The organism is Allocoprobacillus halotolerans, from assembly GCF_024399475.1.
Lineage (GTDB): Bacteria > Bacillota_I > Bacilli_A > Erysipelotrichales > Coprobacillaceae > Allocoprobacillus > Allocoprobacillus halotolerans.
Genome location: NZ_CP101620.1, coordinates 2,796,614 through 2,813,809 on the forward strand (window position 1 = coordinate 2,796,614; position 17,196 = coordinate 2,813,809).

General features: G+C 32.2%; 18 protein-coding genes, 1 pseudogene and 1 other annotated feature. Of the genes and pseudogenes, 1 reads left to right on the forward strand and 18 read right to left on the reverse strand.

All coding sequences use genetic code 11. The features are described from left to right. Positions 1-11 precede the first annotated feature (11 nt). The 7 genes from NMU03_RS16590 to NMU03_RS16620 all read right to left on the reverse strand — a co-directional run bounded on the left by NMU03_RS16590 (position 12) and on the right by NMU03_RS16620 (position 7,092). Positions 12-149, reverse strand: coding sequence for a hypothetical protein (locus NMU03_RS16590; protein WP_290140014.1), 138 nt, complete (start codon positions 147-149; stop codon positions 12-14). Between the two features lie 228 nt (positions 150-377). After that, a complete protein-coding gene (locus tag NMU03_RS16595; protein ID WP_290140016.1) occupies positions 378-1,334 on the reverse strand; it encodes a ParB/RepB/Spo0J family partition protein in 957 nt (318 codons plus the stop codon). Further along, complete coding sequence (locus NMU03_RS16600) at positions 1,288-2,109, reverse strand: ParA family protein (RefSeq protein WP_290140018.1); 822 nt, start codon at positions 2,107-2,109, stop codon at positions 1,288-1,290. The genes NMU03_RS16595 and NMU03_RS16600 overlap by 47 nt, the downstream gene beginning before the upstream one ends. 145 nt (positions 2,110-2,254) lie before the next feature. Then, positions 2,255-2,713 carry a DNA-processing protein DprA gene (locus tag NMU03_RS16605; RefSeq protein WP_290140020.1) on the reverse strand — a complete coding sequence of 153 codons (459 nt, stop codon included), beginning with the start codon at positions 2,711-2,713 and terminating at the stop codon, positions 2,255-2,257. Positions 2,714-3,020: 307 nt separating this feature from the next. Next, positions 3,021-5,417, reverse strand: coding sequence for a leucine--tRNA ligase (gene leuS / locus NMU03_RS16610; RefSeq protein ID WP_290140022.1), 2,397 nt, complete (start codon positions 5,415-5,417; stop codon positions 3,021-3,023). A gap of 35 nt (positions 5,418-5,452) precedes the next feature. Next, positions 5,453-5,662, reverse strand: a binding site (T-box leader). 46 nt (positions 5,663-5,708) lie between these two features. Further along, on the reverse strand, positions 5,709-6,353 hold the full coding sequence (locus NMU03_RS16615; protein WP_290140023.1) for a TrmH family RNA methyltransferase: 645 nt from the start codon (positions 6,351-6,353) through the stop codon (positions 5,709-5,711). 73 nt (positions 6,354-6,426) lie between these two features. After that, on the reverse strand, positions 6,427-7,092 hold the full coding sequence (locus tag NMU03_RS16620) for a M48 family metallopeptidase (protein ID WP_290140024.1): 666 nt from the start codon (positions 7,090-7,092) through the stop codon (positions 6,427-6,429). Between the two features lie 60 nt (positions 7,093-7,152). Between NMU03_RS16620 and sspI the strand changes: the two genes are divergently transcribed. Then, the gene (sspI, locus tag NMU03_RS16625; protein ID WP_290140026.1) at positions 7,153-7,344 is read left to right on the forward strand and encodes a small acid-soluble spore protein SspI; all 192 of its coding nucleotides are present in this window, start codon (positions 7,153-7,155) and stop codon (positions 7,342-7,344) included. Positions 7,345-7,349: 5 nt separating this feature from the next. Here sspI and NMU03_RS16630 read toward each other — a convergent pair whose 3' ends face one another. The 11 genes and pseudogenes from NMU03_RS16630 to NMU03_RS16690 all read right to left on the reverse strand — a co-directional run bounded on the left by NMU03_RS16630 (position 7,350) and on the right by NMU03_RS16690 (position 17,144). Further along, the gene (locus NMU03_RS16630; protein ID WP_290140028.1) at positions 7,350-7,748 is read right to left on the reverse strand and encodes a hypothetical protein; all 399 of its coding nucleotides are present in this window, start codon (positions 7,746-7,748) and stop codon (positions 7,350-7,352) included. A gap of 2 nt (positions 7,749-7,750) precedes the next feature. Beyond that, the gene (locus NMU03_RS16635; protein ID WP_290140029.1) at positions 7,751-8,500 is read right to left on the reverse strand and encodes a hypothetical protein; all 750 of its coding nucleotides are present in this window, start codon (positions 8,498-8,500) and stop codon (positions 7,751-7,753) included. A 149-nt stretch (positions 8,501-8,649) separates the two neighbouring features. Further along, positions 8,650-9,759, reverse strand: a complete 1,110-nt coding sequence (locus NMU03_RS16640) for a S1C family serine protease (RefSeq protein ID WP_290140031.1) — start codon at positions 9,757-9,759, stop codon at positions 8,650-8,652. Positions 9,760-9,870: 111 nt separating this feature from the next. Then, on the reverse strand, positions 9,871-10,713 hold the full coding sequence (locus NMU03_RS16645; RefSeq protein WP_290140033.1) for a patatin-like phospholipase family protein: 843 nt from the start codon (positions 10,711-10,713) through the stop codon (positions 9,871-9,873). Continuing rightward, positions 10,713-11,771: a M42 family metallopeptidase gene (locus NMU03_RS16650; RefSeq protein WP_290140036.1), complete on the reverse strand. Its 1,059-nt coding sequence runs from the start codon at positions 11,769-11,771 to the stop codon at positions 10,713-10,715. Before NMU03_RS16650 ends, NMU03_RS16645 begins: the two co-directional genes overlap by 1 nt. 110 nt (positions 11,772-11,881) lie before the next feature. Further along, positions 11,882-12,241 carry a 50S ribosomal protein L20 gene (gene rplT / locus NMU03_RS16655; RefSeq protein WP_290140038.1) on the reverse strand — a complete coding sequence of 120 codons (360 nt, stop codon included), beginning with the start codon at positions 12,239-12,241 and terminating at the stop codon, positions 11,882-11,884. Positions 12,242-12,259: 18 nt separating this feature from the next. Next, positions 12,260-12,454: a 50S ribosomal protein L35 gene (gene rpmI / locus NMU03_RS16660; protein ID WP_087243200.1), complete on the reverse strand. Its 195-nt coding sequence runs from the start codon at positions 12,452-12,454 to the stop codon at positions 12,260-12,262. 17 nt (positions 12,455-12,471) lie between these two features. Continuing rightward, positions 12,472-13,011, reverse strand: a complete 540-nt coding sequence (infC, locus tag NMU03_RS16665; protein ID WP_353956634.1) for a translation initiation factor IF-3 — start codon at positions 13,009-13,011, stop codon at positions 12,472-12,474. A 193-nt stretch (positions 13,012-13,204) separates the two neighbouring features. Further along, entirely contained in the window at positions 13,205-14,059 is an 855-nt protein-coding gene (locus NMU03_RS16670; RefSeq protein WP_290140040.1) for an RluA family pseudouridine synthase, read from the reverse strand. After that, positions 14,049-15,126 (reverse strand): annotated as a pseudogene (locus NMU03_RS17885) (glycerate kinase). Before NMU03_RS17885 ends, NMU03_RS16670 begins: the two are co-directional and overlap by 11 nt. Positions 15,127-15,200: 74 nt before the next feature. Further along, positions 15,201-17,144, reverse strand: a complete 1,944-nt coding sequence (locus NMU03_RS16690) for a P-type ATPase actuator domain-containing protein (RefSeq protein WP_290140047.1) — start codon at positions 17,142-17,144, stop codon at positions 15,201-15,203. Positions 17,145-17,196: the final 52 nt, after the last annotated feature.

The following is a 17,196-nucleotide window of genomic DNA, read 5'->3' on the forward strand; positions in this document are numbered from 1 at the left end:
GCATTAAATAATCAGTCACTTAGATAGGGCTGAATATTCTTTTCAATCTGCTGTACATTGTTTTCTTTTTGTACCTCTTTTTCTTCACTGTCCCATGTCATAAATACCACAAATCCAATAAGCAATAACACAATCACTAATTTCTTCATATTCTTCACCCTTTTCATGTTGCTTCTTTCAACATGATTTTACGTCTTAAGAGTATAAAAAACAAATTTACGATTTTATAAAGCTATGCTTATTTCTTTTGACTGGTAAAAGGGAAAGGGGTTCTTAGGGGAAAACCGAGTCACACTTTCAGTCAGAATAGCCCCTTGCCCCTTTTCAAGTGGTTTTTTAGACTGTACTATTTTCATAGTCACATGTATAACTCTTAATTACCTAGAATGATCCTTGTTCCTTCTTTTATACCACCCCTCCAGCAATCTGATGATAGTATCACTCTTTTGTTTAGGTGTATATTCCTTTGGAAAATAACAATTGATATCCTCCATTTTTAATGTGATTTTTTCCTTTTGATTAGGCTTTTCCTCAGTCATGATTGAATAGATGACATTTTCATCTAATCTGCCTTTTTTAGACAATTCCTTCATTCTAATTGTCTGTGCATGTGATGGTGTCACTTCATAGTCATCAATCATCTTGACAACATCTTTTTGATTTTCTTTTGAAAGGTAAGATAATTCAACTGCAGGATTCAAGGCAATCTTCTTACCATCATTACGCACTCCATCAACTAGGTCCTTTAATGGCTCGATTAACTCTGTTAAACGAATGTATCTATAAATCTGATTTTTAGTTTCTCCTACTTCATCAGCTAACTGTTCAAAGGAGTATTTCTTTGTAGACTTTTTCCCAAGTTGGGAAAAAGTTAAATCAGTTCGTTGTCCTTGCCTATTCATAGCATCAAGCTTCATCTTATATGCCATGCCACGCTCACTGGGTAGAATGTTTTCACGCTGAATATTGGAATCCACCATGATGATTGTTGCCTGATCATCTGTTAAATCACGTATGATTGCTGGAATTGTATCCATTTGATTTAATTCAGCTGCTTTCATACGTCGATGACCTGATACCATCTCATAGCCATCTTCATATGGTGAAGGTCTGACTAATGCAGGCAATAAAACACCATTCTCATTTACACTTTCACTTAATTTTATCATATCTTCATCCATTCTTACCTTAAATGGATGATTTTTAAATTCATGAATTTCCTTAATGGATATATTCATTATCTTTTCTAACTTATTTTCCTGACGCTGTTCCTCACTCGTAAACAAATCATCGTATGTGGGAATTTGAATGTCTTGAACGTTCTTTTTCGCCATTCAAAAACACCTCCCTTGTAAGCTGTTCATAAGCTCTGGTTGCTGAACCTTTAGGGTCATACTGAAAGATACTTTCGCCAACACCAGTTGATTCAGCAGCTTTAATACATCGAGGAATTGTTTTATCAAAGATTTTTATATGCTTACCAAAATTCTTATGAATATCCTGCGTTATCTTTTTTGATAGATTTGTTCTTTCATCAGTCATTGTAATTAAAATACCTTCTACCTTCAAATTAGAATTAAGATTACGCTTAACCATATTAATTGAACGCAGTAAATCTGCCATCCCTTCAACACCGTAAGGCTCTGCCTGAACAGTAATAATAACCTTATCTGATGCAGTCAAGGCATTGATAGGAAGATTATCCAATGATGGATTTGTATCAATAATGATATAATCATAATCTTCTTTAATGGTATCAATAAATCTCTTGACAACTGTCTCTCGACACATGGCACTCTCTAATAAAGAATTAATACCTGCAAGAGAAATATTAGCTGGTACGATATCAACTCCCTCGTTACTGTGAAGAATTAACTGTTCAGTATCAATTAATTGATCGTTGATAACTGAGATAATAACATCTTTCATGGATAAAGGATATTCATTCATATTCCTATATCCAAATGCCTTTGTAGAATGCCCCTGTGGGTCTAAATCCATTAATAATACTTTCCTTTGGTGCTTGCTAAGACAGGCACTTAAACTTACAGATGTCATCGTCTTGCCCACACCACCTTTTTGATTTGCAATAGCAATCACTTCTCCCATTGTTCCACCTCTTTTCAAATTTGGGCATAAAAAAGCAGAATGCAAAAAAACTACATTCCACCATCAATAAATATGAAATTGTTATGAAAACTATCCTCCTTTCCTGCTGAAATACCAGCTATGTATACAGTCACATATATGACTGTTATCTTTCTATTCCTTTATCCTTTTTCTTTTCATAGTTTTTAAAATTTAACCCTTTTGATTTAATATGTTCAAGCATATCTTTTAAATCTTCCTGATTCTCACAAGCAACAATATAATCAAACTCAATTCCATTCCCCTTTTGAATAGGATTAACTGTAGAAATCAATCTGCCACCACTTTCCAATACATCATACTTTATAGCTGAAGTCCTATCCTTAATTAGATTTAAATTTCCTTCATAGAATAAGACGAATGGTGGGCACTCAACACTCTTTAAATAATTTGGATATTTATCATCCAGTATTGTAACATGTGGATAATGAACATCTTTTTTTAATCTCATAAACTCATCAATATCAAATTTTTCTCTTGTTGCTAATGAAGAATAAATCTTATCGAAATCTCCATTATATTTTAACGCAAAATAATATAATACTTTTTTCATATCTTCATTCATAATATGTCTCCTTTCAACCAATCAAAAAAAGGAATGCTTTTTAAAACATTCCCAAAAATTAAAATATGAATTTTTACCATAAAACACACATGTAAATTGCTTTTATCGAGAAATCGCAACTACACCATTTTGACTATTTCAAATTCGTTACTACACCATTTACTACACCATTTTCTGCATCAAAACATGATAATTCTTAATAAATTACGTGAATTTCTTTGATGAAAATGGTGTAATAAAAAGCAGAAAAACATTGATGTTTTCAACGTTTTTTTACTTTTCTTTACGTAAGTCTACATATGTTATTCTATTTAACAACGATGTTGACAATCTTATTTTTTACCACAATGATTTTCACAATGTTTTTACCATCTGTATGTGTCTTCACATTGTCTTGAGCTAAAGCTGTTTCTTTAACAACTTCATCATCTTCATCTTTATTGACTGTGATTTTAGCACGAAGTTTTCCATTGACTTGAACAGCCATTTCAATTGTTGCTTGTTCCAACATCTTTTCATCATATGTTGGCCATGTTTCATAAGCTAAAGTATCTTCATGTCCTAATAATTGCCACATTTCTTCACAAACATGTGGAGCGATACAGCTTAACATTTTCACTAAGTTTTCAATATATGGACGATATACAGTTTTTGCTTTATAAGCTTCATTGACAAAAATCATCATTTGTGAAATAGCTGTATTAAATCCTAATGTTTCATAATCATGTGTAACTTTTTTCACTGTTGAATGATAGATGAAATCTAAAGAATGATCATTTTCATCACTTAATTTATCTGATTCAACAACTAAACGATAAACACGATCCAACCATTTTCTTGCACCATCAACTCCTGTTTCACTCCAAGGCTTACTTGCTTCTAATGGTCCCATAAACATTTCATAAACTCTTAATGTGTCAGCACCATAAGCTTTGACAATATCATCAGGATTAATGACATTGCCTTTAGATTTACTCATTTTTTCACCATTAGAACCTAAAATCATCCCTTGATGATAAAGTTTTTGGAATGGTTCTGGATGAGATAAATATCCTTTATCATATAAGTAACGATTCCACATACGAGAATAAAGCAAGTGTCCAACAGCATGTTCAGGTCCACCAACGTATAAATCAACAGGTAACCAATGATCCAATAACTTTCTATCAGCAATCGCATTTTCATTATGTGGATCAATATAACGCATATAATACCAGCTGCTACCAGCACTTCCAGGCATTGTACTTGTTTCACGTTTTCCTTGTTTTCCATCCACTGTCACATTGACCCAGTCAGTTGCCTTATCTAGTGGTGAAGCGCCACTCTTAGATGGAGAATAATCTTCCAATGGTGGTAAAATCAATGGTAACTCATCATCTGATAAAGCAACTGAAGTTCCATCATCAAAATTAACAACTGGAATAGGTTCACCCCAGTATCTTTGACGAGCAAAAATCCATTCTCTTAAACGATAATTAATTTTCTTTTCCCCACATCCATGTTCACTCAACCATTGAATCATTGTTTCAATCGCATCTTCTTTATTCATTCCATTTAAGAAATCAGAATTAATGTGTGTTCCATCTTGTGTCCATGCTTCTTTTGTGACATCACCACCTTCAAGCACTGGAATAATGTCCATTCCAAATTTTTTCGCAAATTCCCAGTCACGATCATCATGTGCCGGTACAGCCATAATTGCACCTGTTCCATATCCAGCTAAAACATAATCTGAAATCCAGATTGGAACTTTCTTTTGATTCACTGGATTAATCGCATAAGCACCCGTAAACACACCAGTCTTTTCTTTATTTAATTCAGTACGTTCTAATTCAGATTTTGTTGCACAAATTTTAACATAATTATCAACAGTTTCTTTTTGTTCTGGTGTTGTAATTTTTGTAACCAATTCATGTTCTGGTGCTAAAACACAATATGTTGCTCCAAATAAAGTATCACAACGTGTTGTAAATACTGTAAACTTGTCATCATGTCCATCCACTTGAAAATGAACATGGGCCCCAATAGATTTTCCAATCCAGTTTCTTTGAATTTCTTTTGTTGATTCTGGCCAATCAATTGTTTCTAATCCTGCTAATAATTTTTCAGCATATGCTGGAATATCAATCACCCATTGTTTCATATTTTTTCTAACAACAGGATAACCTCCTCGTTCACTTTTTCCATCAATGATTTCATCATTCGCAAGAACTGTTCCTAATTCTTCACACCAATTGACAGGAATATCGATATTTTTAGCTAATCCATCTTCATAAAGTTGTTTAAAGATCCATTGTGTCCAATGATAGTAATCTGGATCACAAGTAGAAACACATTTATCCCAGTCAAATGAAAAACCTAACATTTTTAATTGAGTTGTAAATGTTTCAATATTTTTACGTGTAAATCCTTCAGGATGATTTCCTGTCTTAATTGCGTATTGTTCAGCTGGTAATCCAAACGCATCGAATCCCATAGGATGTAAAACATTATATCCCTGCATTCTTTTCATTCTTGATATAATATCCGTTGCTGTATAACCTTCAGGATGTCCTACATGCAACCCTTGTCCAGATGGATATGGAAACATATCCAAAGCATAGTATTTTGGTTTTGAAAAATCCCAAACATCAGTATAGAAAGTTTGATGTTCGTCCCAATATTTTTGCCATTTCTTTTCAATGGCCTGATGATCAAATGACATCACTTATCCCTCCTTATAATATAAAAAGCCGTCCCTCTAAGGACGACTTTATCGCGATACCACCTTAGTTCATATATGAAATATATCATATATGCTCTCAACACTTTAACGCAGCGTAACGACAAAAACTACTTCATTCATCTTTGTATCTCCAAGGCGAGTTCATTACATAACCTATCTGTTTACACCAACCACAGACTCTCTTGAAAGTATTTGTAACTACTACTCCTTTTCATAGAATTTAGAACATAGAATATTATATCATATGTTTTATATTTTGCAAATCTTTTCTTAAATTTTAGGAAAATGATACATCACAATCGTTCCAGCAATTGCCACATTTAATGATTCAATACTTTGAATAGGAATATACAAAGCATGATCACAAGCTTCTAATACACTTTGTGAAACACCCTGTCCTTCATTTCCTAAAACAAATGCCATATGTTTTTGAGGTTGATATTGAGAAATAGGCAATGCCTCATGTAAAGATGTCCCATAGACAATCACATCATGATGATGCAATAATTCAATCGCTTTTTTTAACTCCATTTGACAAATAGGCATTTGAAACAATGCTCCTTGCGTGGCACGAATGACCTTATCATTATATAAATCCACACTATCTGGTGACATAATAATCTGGTCATATCCTAGAGCCAAACTACTGCGAATAATCGTTCCTAAATTTCCAGGATCTTGTATATTATCCAATAAAAGATAGCGTTCTTGATTAAATTTTATAGCCTGAGGCTTCTTTGTACAAACAGCCATTATCGGTTGAGGTGTTTTGGTAAAAGCTATTTTTTCCATCACTTTTTGAGAAATATACAGTGTATCTTCCATAAAGCTTTCATCAAGTGTTGTCAAGATGGTTTGAATACACCCTGCCTTTCTTGCTTCTTCAACCAAATGATACCCTTCAACAAGAAACAAATCCTGTTCATCACGATATTTTTTTGTTTTAATTTCATTATTTTTTTAATTGTTTCATTTTGAATAGATGTAATCATGTATGTTTCCCCTTTAAACGTCTTTGTAATTGTTGATAGTTTGGTAATCTCTTGGCGATTTCCCGATAAAACAAAGCAGAATGATCATGATAAATAAAATGACATAACTCATGTACAATCACATAATCAATCAACTCTTTGTCCAAATGGATTAAACCTAAATGAAAAGAAATACGTTGTTCCTTATAATAACAACTACCCCATCGACTTTTATATTTTTTGATATCAATATGAGGCATATCTAAATCAAAATCATGAGCCAAATAATGAATAACTCTTTCTTCAATATATTCACGTAATAATCTTTGACATTCCTTTTCAACACATGATTGAATATCATGATGATACACATACAAATCAGTCCCATGAAATTGACATCGTTTGATTCCCACATCTCTGATAACCAGGTGATAACGTTGATTAAAAATCAAAACAAAGCCATTTTCTGCATATTGAAAATAAGGTTGATAAGCATGAATCTGGTCTAATAAACGTTGACGATATGTATAAATCATCATTTCAATATATTTTTGAGGTGTTCCATAAGGTGCACTAATGACTAAAAGACCATCACGTACACGCATACGAACATTTTTAATATGTTTATAAGTTAACTGATAAGTCACAATCTCATCATTTAATTGCATTTGATATTCTTTCATAAATCTCCTTGTATAAAACCCGTGAAATATCCCATATTATATAAGAAAGGACTGATAAAAATGCGTGAAGCACTTTTAATGAATCTTAAAGGATTTTCACCTGCACAACTGCAAGAAACCATAGATGAGGGTATTGCATCTAAAGAAGAAACCATTTTAGTTGGTTTAGGTGTTCTCTTTGAACAATACTATAATTCTTTAGATTCGGTTTCTAAACAACAATTCTTACAAAATCTAAGTTCTCTTTTATAGACCATTTATGGTCTTTTTTTATGAATCCATAATTGTTTCACTTGCCTTAAAGCAATAAATAAACATAAGAAAATAAAATTCCATTGAAATAAATCCATCATCGGAACACAATATATAATGACTGCGATAATACATAAAATAAGACATAATTTATAAGTTAAAATAGATTCATAAGTATCATATATGATTTTTGAAATTTCAAAAATCATATAATCTAATAACCATAACAATAAAAAATATAAGGTTGTATAAATATTAACTAAAAATAAACGTTGCACTGCTTCAACAAATGAACACTCATAATATGAAATTAATGAAATCATAAAAGATACAAAAGCAATGACAAGAGTAGAAAAAGCATTTCTAAACATATAGAGTGTTATTTTATCTTTTTGTGTAGCCATTGTTATTCTCCTTTACGTACAGGATTTAAAGGTAACATAAAAGTATAAGGTTCTATATCATCTTCACTTTTCATTAATGTAATGACACAGCATAATTGCATATCTAATAAAGATTCAACACCATCATAATAACCAATATCTTCTATTTGACCATTTAAAAAATCTTCTGTTTTTCCTTTTAAATAAACAAAACGTTCATAATCATTAATTTGATCTTGTTGTGTTTTATCTTTAATGTAAAGATAATTAATGATCATATAAGGATATTTTTTTGCTAGTTCTTGGTCTTTACATGAAAAAGCTCCTGTCTTCAACCAATTCTTTGTGACATAAATATTGGTTAAAGTATAATCTTTATTCGCTGAAGTATAGGTTGACATATCTTGATTTTTCATCTCAATCGTTTGATGATAAACAGATTTGTTCTGTCTTTGAATTTCTATTTGTAACTTAGCATTTTGAATGCTTTGTTCATCAAAAATATGTTTACCCGTTTGTTCCTCTAAATAAACCACCTGATTATCATTTTCAATCTTGAGCATTTGACTCAATGACTCATCTTTTAAAATCAGTGTGACAATCATCTCATCATTCTTTTTAAAAAACTGTGGTTGCACTGCTGTGATACGTCCACGACCATAGCCTTGTACTTTGCCTTTTTGATAAAATTCATAACCATCAATGATCAATTCCTCATTTTCACCATGCATACAATATTGATAATCGACCTTTTCAACATAGGTATGAAACATAAAATTAGGATACCAGAAAAAAGCGTTGCAATTAAAAATGCCAGTAAAATAAATGACAAAGTGAATTGTTTTTTGACTTCTTTATTCATATAATCACCAACACCCATTATATATTCTTTATAAAAAAAGGAAAGAACTTTTCTCTTTCCTTAAGAAGAACCTAATGTGACATTGACAGTAGATGTCGAACCATTACGATTAACCGTTAATTTTACCGTATCTCCTGGATTTTTAGAATAAAGCTGTGTTAAGAAATCTTTATAAGATTCAATTTCTTGACCATCAAATTGTGTAATAACATCGCCTGCTCTAATACCTGCTTTGCTGGCAGGAGAGTTACTTTGCACATCAGCTACATAGATTCCTTTATTTAAATTTGTTTGAATACGATACATATATAATTCATATGAAGAATAGCTATCCAATGATAAAGCTGAAATACCAATTGTAGGACGATTGACTTTTCCAGTATCAATAATTTCTTCTACTAATTTTAAAGCATCATTAATTGGAATCGCAAATCCCATACCTTCAACTTCTTCAGAAGCTAATTTCATAGAAGTAATACCGACAAGTTCACCAGCCGCATTGACTAAAGCACCACCACTATTTCCTGGATTAATCGCTGCATCTGTTTGAATAACATTCATATCCCAGTCTTCACGACCATCATCATTTAAGTCGACAGAAACTGTTCTTGATGGAGCAGAAACAATTCCTTGAGTGACAGTTCCAGCATATTCAATACCTAATGGACTTCCAACTGCTAAAACAGGTTCCCCAGCCTCTAACAGATTAGAATCTCCAACTTTAAAAGCTGAAACTTCAAAATTAACTGTCATTTTTAAAACGGCAATATCACCATATTCATCACTACCTAAACACTGGGCTTTCACTGATTCCCCATTAGCATAAATGACTTCAATAGATTGAGCATTTTCAATAACATGATGATTTGTAATCACATAAACTGTTTTACCATCAACTTTATAAATAACACCACTTCCACTACCAGCAAGCTGATTGTTTTGATAAACAGCTACACCTACTGAAGATTCTTTGGCACTTTCGATAATTTCTGTTAAATCAGATTTTACATCATAATTCACATTTTGAACAGCTGTTCCCGAGTCTGAAGAACGACTACCTTGATTTTCTCCTAAAACTTTATACATTAAAAACCCATTGCACCCTAACGACACAATCAATAAAAGCACAACCACAAATTTAAAAACTTTATTTTTATTCATATGTTTCATCATCAATCTTTCCTTTCTTTCATCATCCGATGATTTCTTTTTATAGCTTTATCATAATATAGAAATACCTCAACATTATTTTAAAAGTGTGTGAAAATGTCAAAATAATGTCTATTCTAATATTTTTTTGATGTCTTCCATATAATCTATTGCAAGTTGATAACCATAATGATAAAGACGATCTATCTTTTGTAAGTCTTTTTCAAAAGAATCAATTTGAAATTCTTCATGTGGTCTTAAAATCAGTGCTTTTCCTTCTCTTTCTAATTGTTCACAATAAGCAATAGTTTCATTATATAAAAGATGTCTTGTCAATAATGGCTGTACCAAGTTAGGATATTTTCTTTTTAAAAGACGACTTGCAACAATATTGGCTTTAGATAATGTCTTTTGATAACCTTTGGGTCTGGTTAAAACAATTAACAATTTCTCATGTCCATCTGCCATCGCTTTTTTGACTGGAATAGGATCACAGATACCACCATCATAGTATTTTTTCCCATTTAATGAAATCACTGGAAAAGCAAAAGGAATGGCACAAGTAGCTTTCAACATTGTACATTTTCGATCCAATTCTTTACCATCTAAATATTCACATTGTCCTGTTTCTACATTAGTGACACCCACTCTTATTTGAGCTGGATTATTTAAAAATGTTTCCCAATCAAAAGGATAAATGTCTTGAGGAATCGTTTCATAAGCATAACGTAATCCAAATAAACTACGATCATGGATATAATTACGTAAACCTACATAGCGTTTATCATGACGATGATTCATTAAAATATGATAATTACGTAAAGGCTGTTTAGATACATAAGAAAAACCATCAGTAATACCTGCGGATACGCCTATCACATAAGGGAAATCAATATCATGATCATTTAAGGCATCCATCACACCACTTGAAAAAATCGGGCGAAATGTGCCACCTTCTAAAATTAAAGCTCCCATTAACGTTTATCCTCCAACATTTGTTGATACATACTTTCATCGAATGTTTTTAAGAAATGAACAAGCATGTCAACAGTTGCTTCAAAATCATCAAGATGAACCATTGTATAATGAGAGTGCATATAACGTGTAGGAATGGAAACTGTTAAGTTCATCACACCAGCATTGACTTTACTTAATTCACCTGAATCTGTTCCACCTGCCAAATCCATATCTAATTGATAACGAATATGATGAGCCTGACAAATTTTTTCTAATTGCTTTAATAAACCACTATGTCCAATCACACTGCCATCCATAACGCAAAGAGCAACACCATTACCTAATTTCACATCATTTTGTTCACCACCAGGTAAATCATAAGAAAATGTCACATCTATCGCAATGGCCAAATCAGGCTGTACCATTTGTGCCACTGTTTTTGCCCCACGTAATCCTACTTCTTCTTGGACTGTACCTGCACCATAAAGCGTTGGATAAATCTTTTCATGTTGTAAACGTTGCATCACTTCAATAATGACTGCCACCCCAATGCGATCATCCCACGCTTTAGAAAGCAAACATTTGCCTTGATTCATTTCTATAAAATGAGAAACAGGTGTGATAGGATTCCCTTTTCTAATACCCATATCAAGTACATCTTGCTTAGATAAAGCCCCAACATCTAAATACAAATCACTAATTTTCAAAGGTTGGTCTTTTGATGATTTTGATAAAACATTCATAACACCTTGAATACGTTCTCCCTCACGTGTTTCAACATTCATTAATGTTGCTGGTAAATTTTGAGGATTCCAGCCACCCACAGCTTGAACCTTTATATAACCTTGTTCATCTATATCTTTCACTAAAAAACCAATCTCATCAACATGAGCCGTCAACAAAACTTTAAAAGGACTTGAACCCTTTTGAATAGCGACTAAACTTCCTAATCCATCATATTCAAATTGATCAACAATATCTTCAAGATATGATTTCATCAATCTTGTCACATATTTTTCATGACCAGATATCCCATCAACAAGACTCAGTTGTTTTAACATATCTTTATCTACCATTTTTCAAACCTCCTGTTCCTTATTATACCTCTTTTTTATATCATCACAAGAGTCTTAAAAATTATTCCCACTTTTTAGATAAAAAAACAAAAAAGAGGTTGCCCTCTTTTCTATTTTGTTAATGCTTTTTTAGCTGTATCAACAATTGCTGTGAATCCTTCTGGATCTGCAATTGCAATTTCAGATAACATTTTTCTGTTGATGTCAACGTTTGCTAATTTTAAACCGTGCATTAATTTTGAGTAAGAAATATCATTCATTCTTGCAGCTGCATTAATACGTGCAATCCATAATCTTCTCATTTCACGTTTTAAATTTCTTCTATCTCTATATGCATATTCTAAAGAGTTCATGACTTGTTCATGAGCAGTTTTATATAATGCATGTTTAGAACCAAAATATCCTTTGGCTAATTTTAAGATTTTCTTTCTTCTACGTCTAGTCGTATATCCACCTTTAACTCTTGCCATTTTTTATCCTCCTATTTATTACCCTTGTAATCTTGATTTAATACGTTTCATATCTGAAGGGTGTACTAAAGTTGCTTTTGCTAAATGTTTCTTTTGTTTATGAGTTTTGTTATGAGATAAATGTGAAACATAAGCATGTCCACGTTTATATTTTCCTGAACCAGTTCTTTTTAAACGTTTTTTAAGTCCACTATGAGATTTCATTTTTGGCATAATTCAATATCCTCCTGTTATTTTTTCTTTGGCGCTAATATAGCAGTTAATGTTCGTCCTTCTAATTTCGCAGGTTTTTCAATGACACAATAATCTGCACATTCAGCGACGAAATCATCCAGTATTTTTTGACCAATATCAATATGAGCGAGTTGTCTACCTCTAAAACGTACTGCAATCTTTACTTTATCTCCAGCTTCAAGCCACTTTAATGTTCTTTTTAATTTGACATTCTTATCATGAACATCAATTGTTGGAGATAATTGTGTTTCTTTTAAAGATACCGTTTTAGAATTCTTTTTCATTTCTTTTTGTTTCTTTTGTTGTTCAAAACGATATTTTCCATAATCCATAATACGACATACTGGTGTTTTGGCTTTTGGAGCGACACACACTAAATCTAAATCCTGATCATATGCCACATTAATAGCTTGATTACGTGACATGACACCTAATTGGTCACCATTTTGATCAATGACTAAAACTTCTTTGAAACGAATCTTTTCATTAACCAAATCGTCATTTGATTGATTGTTATACTTGCTAATAATAGCCACCTCCTATATCATTTGTAGTTGAAATAAAAAGTGAGCACATAAAGTACCCACAAATCGACATTAAGATATTCATCTTAGTGACATAAAGCCTAGCGTCATCAACACTCAGGCGAGAAGTAGGCACTTCTTCTTTCCACTACTTTTCATTTACTAATATATCATAATCAATTTTTACTTATATGTCAACTCTTTTTTAGCATATTTTTTGTTTCTTTGTATCAAATAATCTTTCAAAACTTTGTGGTGTTGGTGAGACAAAACGCATTTCTTTTTGTGTGAATGGATGAATAAACATGAATTCATGCGCATGTAATCCTAAACGTTTTAATGGATTGGTTGTTGATTGATATTTGGTATCACCCACAATGGGATGATGTAAAGAAGACAGATGAACACGAATTTGATTTTTACGACCTGTATCTAAATAAATTTCCAACAAGCTATATTTTTGATTCGAACGAATGACACGATAATGGGTAATAGCTCTTTTTCCATTTTGTTTATTGGTTATATAGACATTTTGTGTCTTTGATTCTGCCAAATAATTATCAATTGTACCATGTGTTTTTTTCATGCGCCCTTCAACAACTGCCACATAACCTCTTGTTTTGACATATTGATCCCAATGATGTGTCAAAATATCGTAAAGCTTTTTATTTTTCACAAACATTAAAAGACCTGAAGTATACTGATCTAAACGATGGACTAGAAAAATATTCTCATGATGTGATGTTAAATATTTTTTAACAATCATATAAGCTGTCTTTTGACTTTCTTTAGCTGTTTCCTCACTTAATAAACCACATGGTTTATCAATCACAATGATGTCTTTATCTTCATATACAATAGGAAAAGGAAGAACATCTTTCTTTTTACCAATGGAAACAATCTGTCCCTTCTTTAAAGGATATGCATAATGTGTCTGAATATGTCCATCAACATAAATACGTTCAAATTTTAAAAGATTTTTTAATTCTGATCTTTTCTTAGATGTTTGTAATAAAAGAAAAGATAATAATGTCGTATCACTGTCTACTTTATATTCCATGAATCATATCCTCCATATGTTTCAAAACACTTTGTTTTAAATTCTCTTTTCCTTTTTCTAAAGCTTCACACAAAGGCATTGTTTTAGGTGTAATTGCCCAAACATTTTGAAAACCTAAAGCTTTTAAAACTTCTAAATCTTCTACTTTACCACAGAAAGCATAAACAGGTTTATGATATTTTTGAGCTAACTGTAAAACGCCATATGGTGTTTTACCAAATTGTGTCTGATAATCCATTTTCCCTTCTCCAACAATCACACAATCACAAGTTGAAATAGCATTTTCCAGTTGAGAAATACGACTAACGACATCAAAGCCACGCTGTAAATGTCCTTGACACAATAATAAAGCATAACCTAAACCTCCTGCAGCTCCTGCACCAGGTACATATTGTAAACAAGGTTGTGTTGTTTCCACAATAGATGCATAATGTTGCATGGACTGATCAATGATTTCACACTTGTCTAAAGGTAATCCTTTTTGTGGTCCATAGACATAAGTGGCACCTTGATGTCCACATAAAGGATTAGATACATCACAAACGCCTATGAGTTCTATATGTTTTAATCTTGCATCTAAATGACTCCAATCAATTTCAAAAACATCTTTCAATCCCTGCATTGTTAATGGTACAGGTTGATGTTGTTGATTCAAAAGGAAACACCTAACGCCGATAACATTCCCATTCCACCATCATTCGTAGCACTTCCGCCAAGACTAACCATGATACGTGATACACCTAAATCCAAAGCTTTTAAAATCAATTCACCCAGCCCATAAGTCGTTGTCAAAGTAGGATTTTTTGATTTTCATCTAACAATTCCAAACCACACACCTTCGCACATTCAATAATGGCACAATCTCCAACAATCCCAATAGGAACTTGACGTTTTTCAAATTGAACACCTGTGACTTGATATTCTTCCATCCTTCCAGATAATGTTGACATTAAAGTTTCCAGTGTTCCTTCACCACCATCAGCTAAAGGGATGCATTGCGTCAATATTGTGTTGTCATAATCATTGATAGCTGCTTGTATTTGTAAACTGGCATCTATTGCACTCATACTTTCTTTAAAAGAATCCGGAGCAATCACTATTTTCACACTTTCACCTCCAAAAAAGAGTAGACTTCTCTACTCTATAAAATACATGTAGAATTACGTATGACAAAAGCCTTTAACAAGATTTCAATCAACACAATAGCCCATAAAGGAACCATAGTCCAGCTTAAGGCTGTGACAAGCATTGCAATCTTGATTACAACTGTCAAAATGTTATTTGCTACAGCAATTGTACGCATTTTTCTTGCAATTACAAATGTTTCATAAACTCTATTTAAGTCAGCATCAATTAAAACAATATCACTGTTTTCAACAACTTTAGGATCAGCTAACCCACCTCGCGAAATACCAACATAGCTTTTTTGCAACAATTCAATATCTTTAAAAGTATCCCCAATATAAACAACTGGTCCTGTTAAAGAATCCATTGTTGCTAATTTTTCCTCATTCGTTAAATCATTATAAATTTTATACTGATCATCTTCCAAAGCCACTGGTCCATCATTATAAATCACAAGTGATCTTCCCATATGAGAAAGTTTCTTGAATAAACTTAATTCCTCATTTGTCACTTCAACCCCATCAAAACGATCATAAACAATTGTTTGTGCTGCATTCACGGAATCCAATCCTAATGATGATTCTACAATAATACCATTTTGAAAAGCTTTCGCAAAACCTGCCAGCATTCCTAAAGATGTCGCTTGATCACTTGATAAAGCGCCTGATATAACTAAGAAAACAGCACCGACATGAATAAACGAACTATATTCTTCAAAATCAATCATTGGCAAAACAAATCCTAACAACAATCCTAAAACAATCATCACAGGTGTATAGAATTTTGCTAAATTTTTTGTATATTTTTCAACTTTTGATTCATAAACAGGCGCAATACTTGCAATATTCATTAAATTCATATAATTTGAACTTTCATAAGTTTCATCAACTTGAATATAAAGTTCACTTTCGCCAACATTGACATCACCACTGCTAACATGACTTCCCTTTTTCACAACAACGGGTTCATAAGTACTTGTATTAGAATAGGTACTCATAGCAGAAACACCTTTATCAACAATACCAGGAATAGAGACTGTTTCACCAGGTTTAACAATCAATATATCTCCAATTTCCACATCATACAAAGATACTTTTTCTTCCAGTTCATCACGATAACGTATACCAGTTTCTGGCATTTCTACTGCATTGTCAATTTTATGTAAAGAACGTTCAAGTACTTTATTTAATAATGGCGTTGATAATTCATAAATAATCAAAGCTACACATGTTTCAATATAAGCACCTGAAACAACACCAAAAATCATCGCAATAAATACTAATAATGATTCACCGAAATACTTTTTGGATAAAATATCGCCCCATCCTTTTTGAAGCAAAGATGTTCCTAATAGCACAACTGTCACAAACCATAAAATCGGTGTAATAATAGTATCATCTTTAGATGTAACAAGGGCTAAAGCAATCACCACCAGTAAAATACCAATACGCATATACATATGTAAGAACTTTTGATTAAATACATCTTGTGAACGAATTGGTCGATGATGTTCAATGATTTCTACAGATGGATTAATTTTAAACAATTCTTTTCTTAATAAACTTAAAACATCACGTTGTGATGATGTCAACAATAATAATTTATTTTGAGCATCATAACGGACGTTTTGATAACGTCGATCTTGTTCAATTCTTTCAACTAACACATAAATATCATCTTCTGTCAACATATTTTTAAACATGAAATAATATTGACGTTCTTTTCTTTTCGCAAAATCATATTCACGTTTCTTTCCATCCACGACTTCTTTAACAACTAACTCTTTATTAATACTTTGAATTAAGCTTAATAAAGTATCAATATCTAAACAATGAAAAACAATACTGTCTTTATTGACTTTAATATGAGAAACTTGTTCTTTTTCATTTAATTTTAAACTTAAATGATTTAATTCTTCAACTGATTGAATATTTGAAATTTCAAAAGTCTTTTTCTTCAAACTCATCACCCTTTCTACGACATCATAACATATTTTTCATAAAAAACAAAGA

What these genes read in the sequence shown, in the direction of transcription:
- NMU03_RS16645 (WP_290140033.1), bottom strand. Translation starts at nt 10,713, where the DNA reads ATGGGAGCTTTAATTTTAGAAGGTGGCACATTTCGCCCGATTTTTTCA.
- NMU03_RS16605 (WP_290140020.1), bottom strand. Translation starts at nt 2,713, where the DNA reads ATGAATGAAGATATGAAAAAAGTATTATATTATTTTGCGTTAAAATAT.
- leuS (WP_290140022.1), bottom strand. Translation starts at nt 5,417, where the DNA reads ATGTCATTTGATCATCAGGCCATTGAAAAGAAATGGCAAAAATATTGG.
- rpmI (WP_087243200.1), bottom strand. Translation starts at nt 12,454, where the DNA reads ATGCCAAAAATGAAATCTCATAGTGGACTTAAAAAACGTTTAAAAAGA.
- NMU03_RS16650 (WP_290140036.1), bottom strand. Translation starts at nt 11,771, where the DNA reads ATGGTAGATAAAGATATGTTAAAACAACTGAGTCTTGTTGATGGGATA.
- sspI (WP_290140026.1), top strand. Translation starts at nt 7,153, where the DNA reads ATGCGTGAAGCACTTTTAATGAATCTTAAAGGATTTTCACCTGCACAA.
- NMU03_RS16620 (WP_290140024.1), bottom strand. Translation starts at nt 7,092, where the DNA reads ATGAAAGAATATCAAATGCAATTAAATGATGAGATTGTGACTTATCAG.
- NMU03_RS16595 (WP_290140016.1), bottom strand. Translation starts at nt 1,334, where the DNA reads ATGGCGAAAAAGAACGTTCAAGACATTCAAATTCCCACATACGATGAT.
- NMU03_RS16640 (WP_290140031.1), bottom strand. Translation starts at nt 9,759, where the DNA reads ATGAAACATATGAATAAAAATAAAGTTTTTAAATTTGTGGTTGTGCTT.
- rplT (WP_290140038.1), bottom strand. Translation starts at nt 12,241, where the DNA reads ATGGCAAGAGTTAAAGGTGGATATACGACTAGACGTAGAAGAAAGAAA.
- NMU03_RS16635 (WP_290140029.1), bottom strand. Translation starts at nt 8,500, where the DNA reads ATGTTTCATACCTATGTTGAAAAGGTCGATTATCAATATTGTATGCAT.
- NMU03_RS16630 (WP_290140028.1), bottom strand. Translation starts at nt 7,748, where the DNA reads ATGGCTACACAAAAAGATAAAATAACACTCTATATGTTTAGAAATGCT.
- NMU03_RS16670 (WP_290140040.1), bottom strand. Translation starts at nt 14,059, where the DNA reads ATGGAATATAAAGTAGACAGTGATACGACATTATTATCTTTTCTTTTA.
- NMU03_RS16600 (WP_290140018.1), bottom strand. Translation starts at nt 2,109, where the DNA reads ATGGGAGAAGTGATTGCTATTGCAAATCAAAAAGGTGGTGTGGGCAAG.
- NMU03_RS16590 (WP_290140014.1), bottom strand. Translation starts at nt 149, where the DNA reads ATGAAGAAATTAGTGATTGTGTTATTGCTTATTGGATTTGTGGTATTT.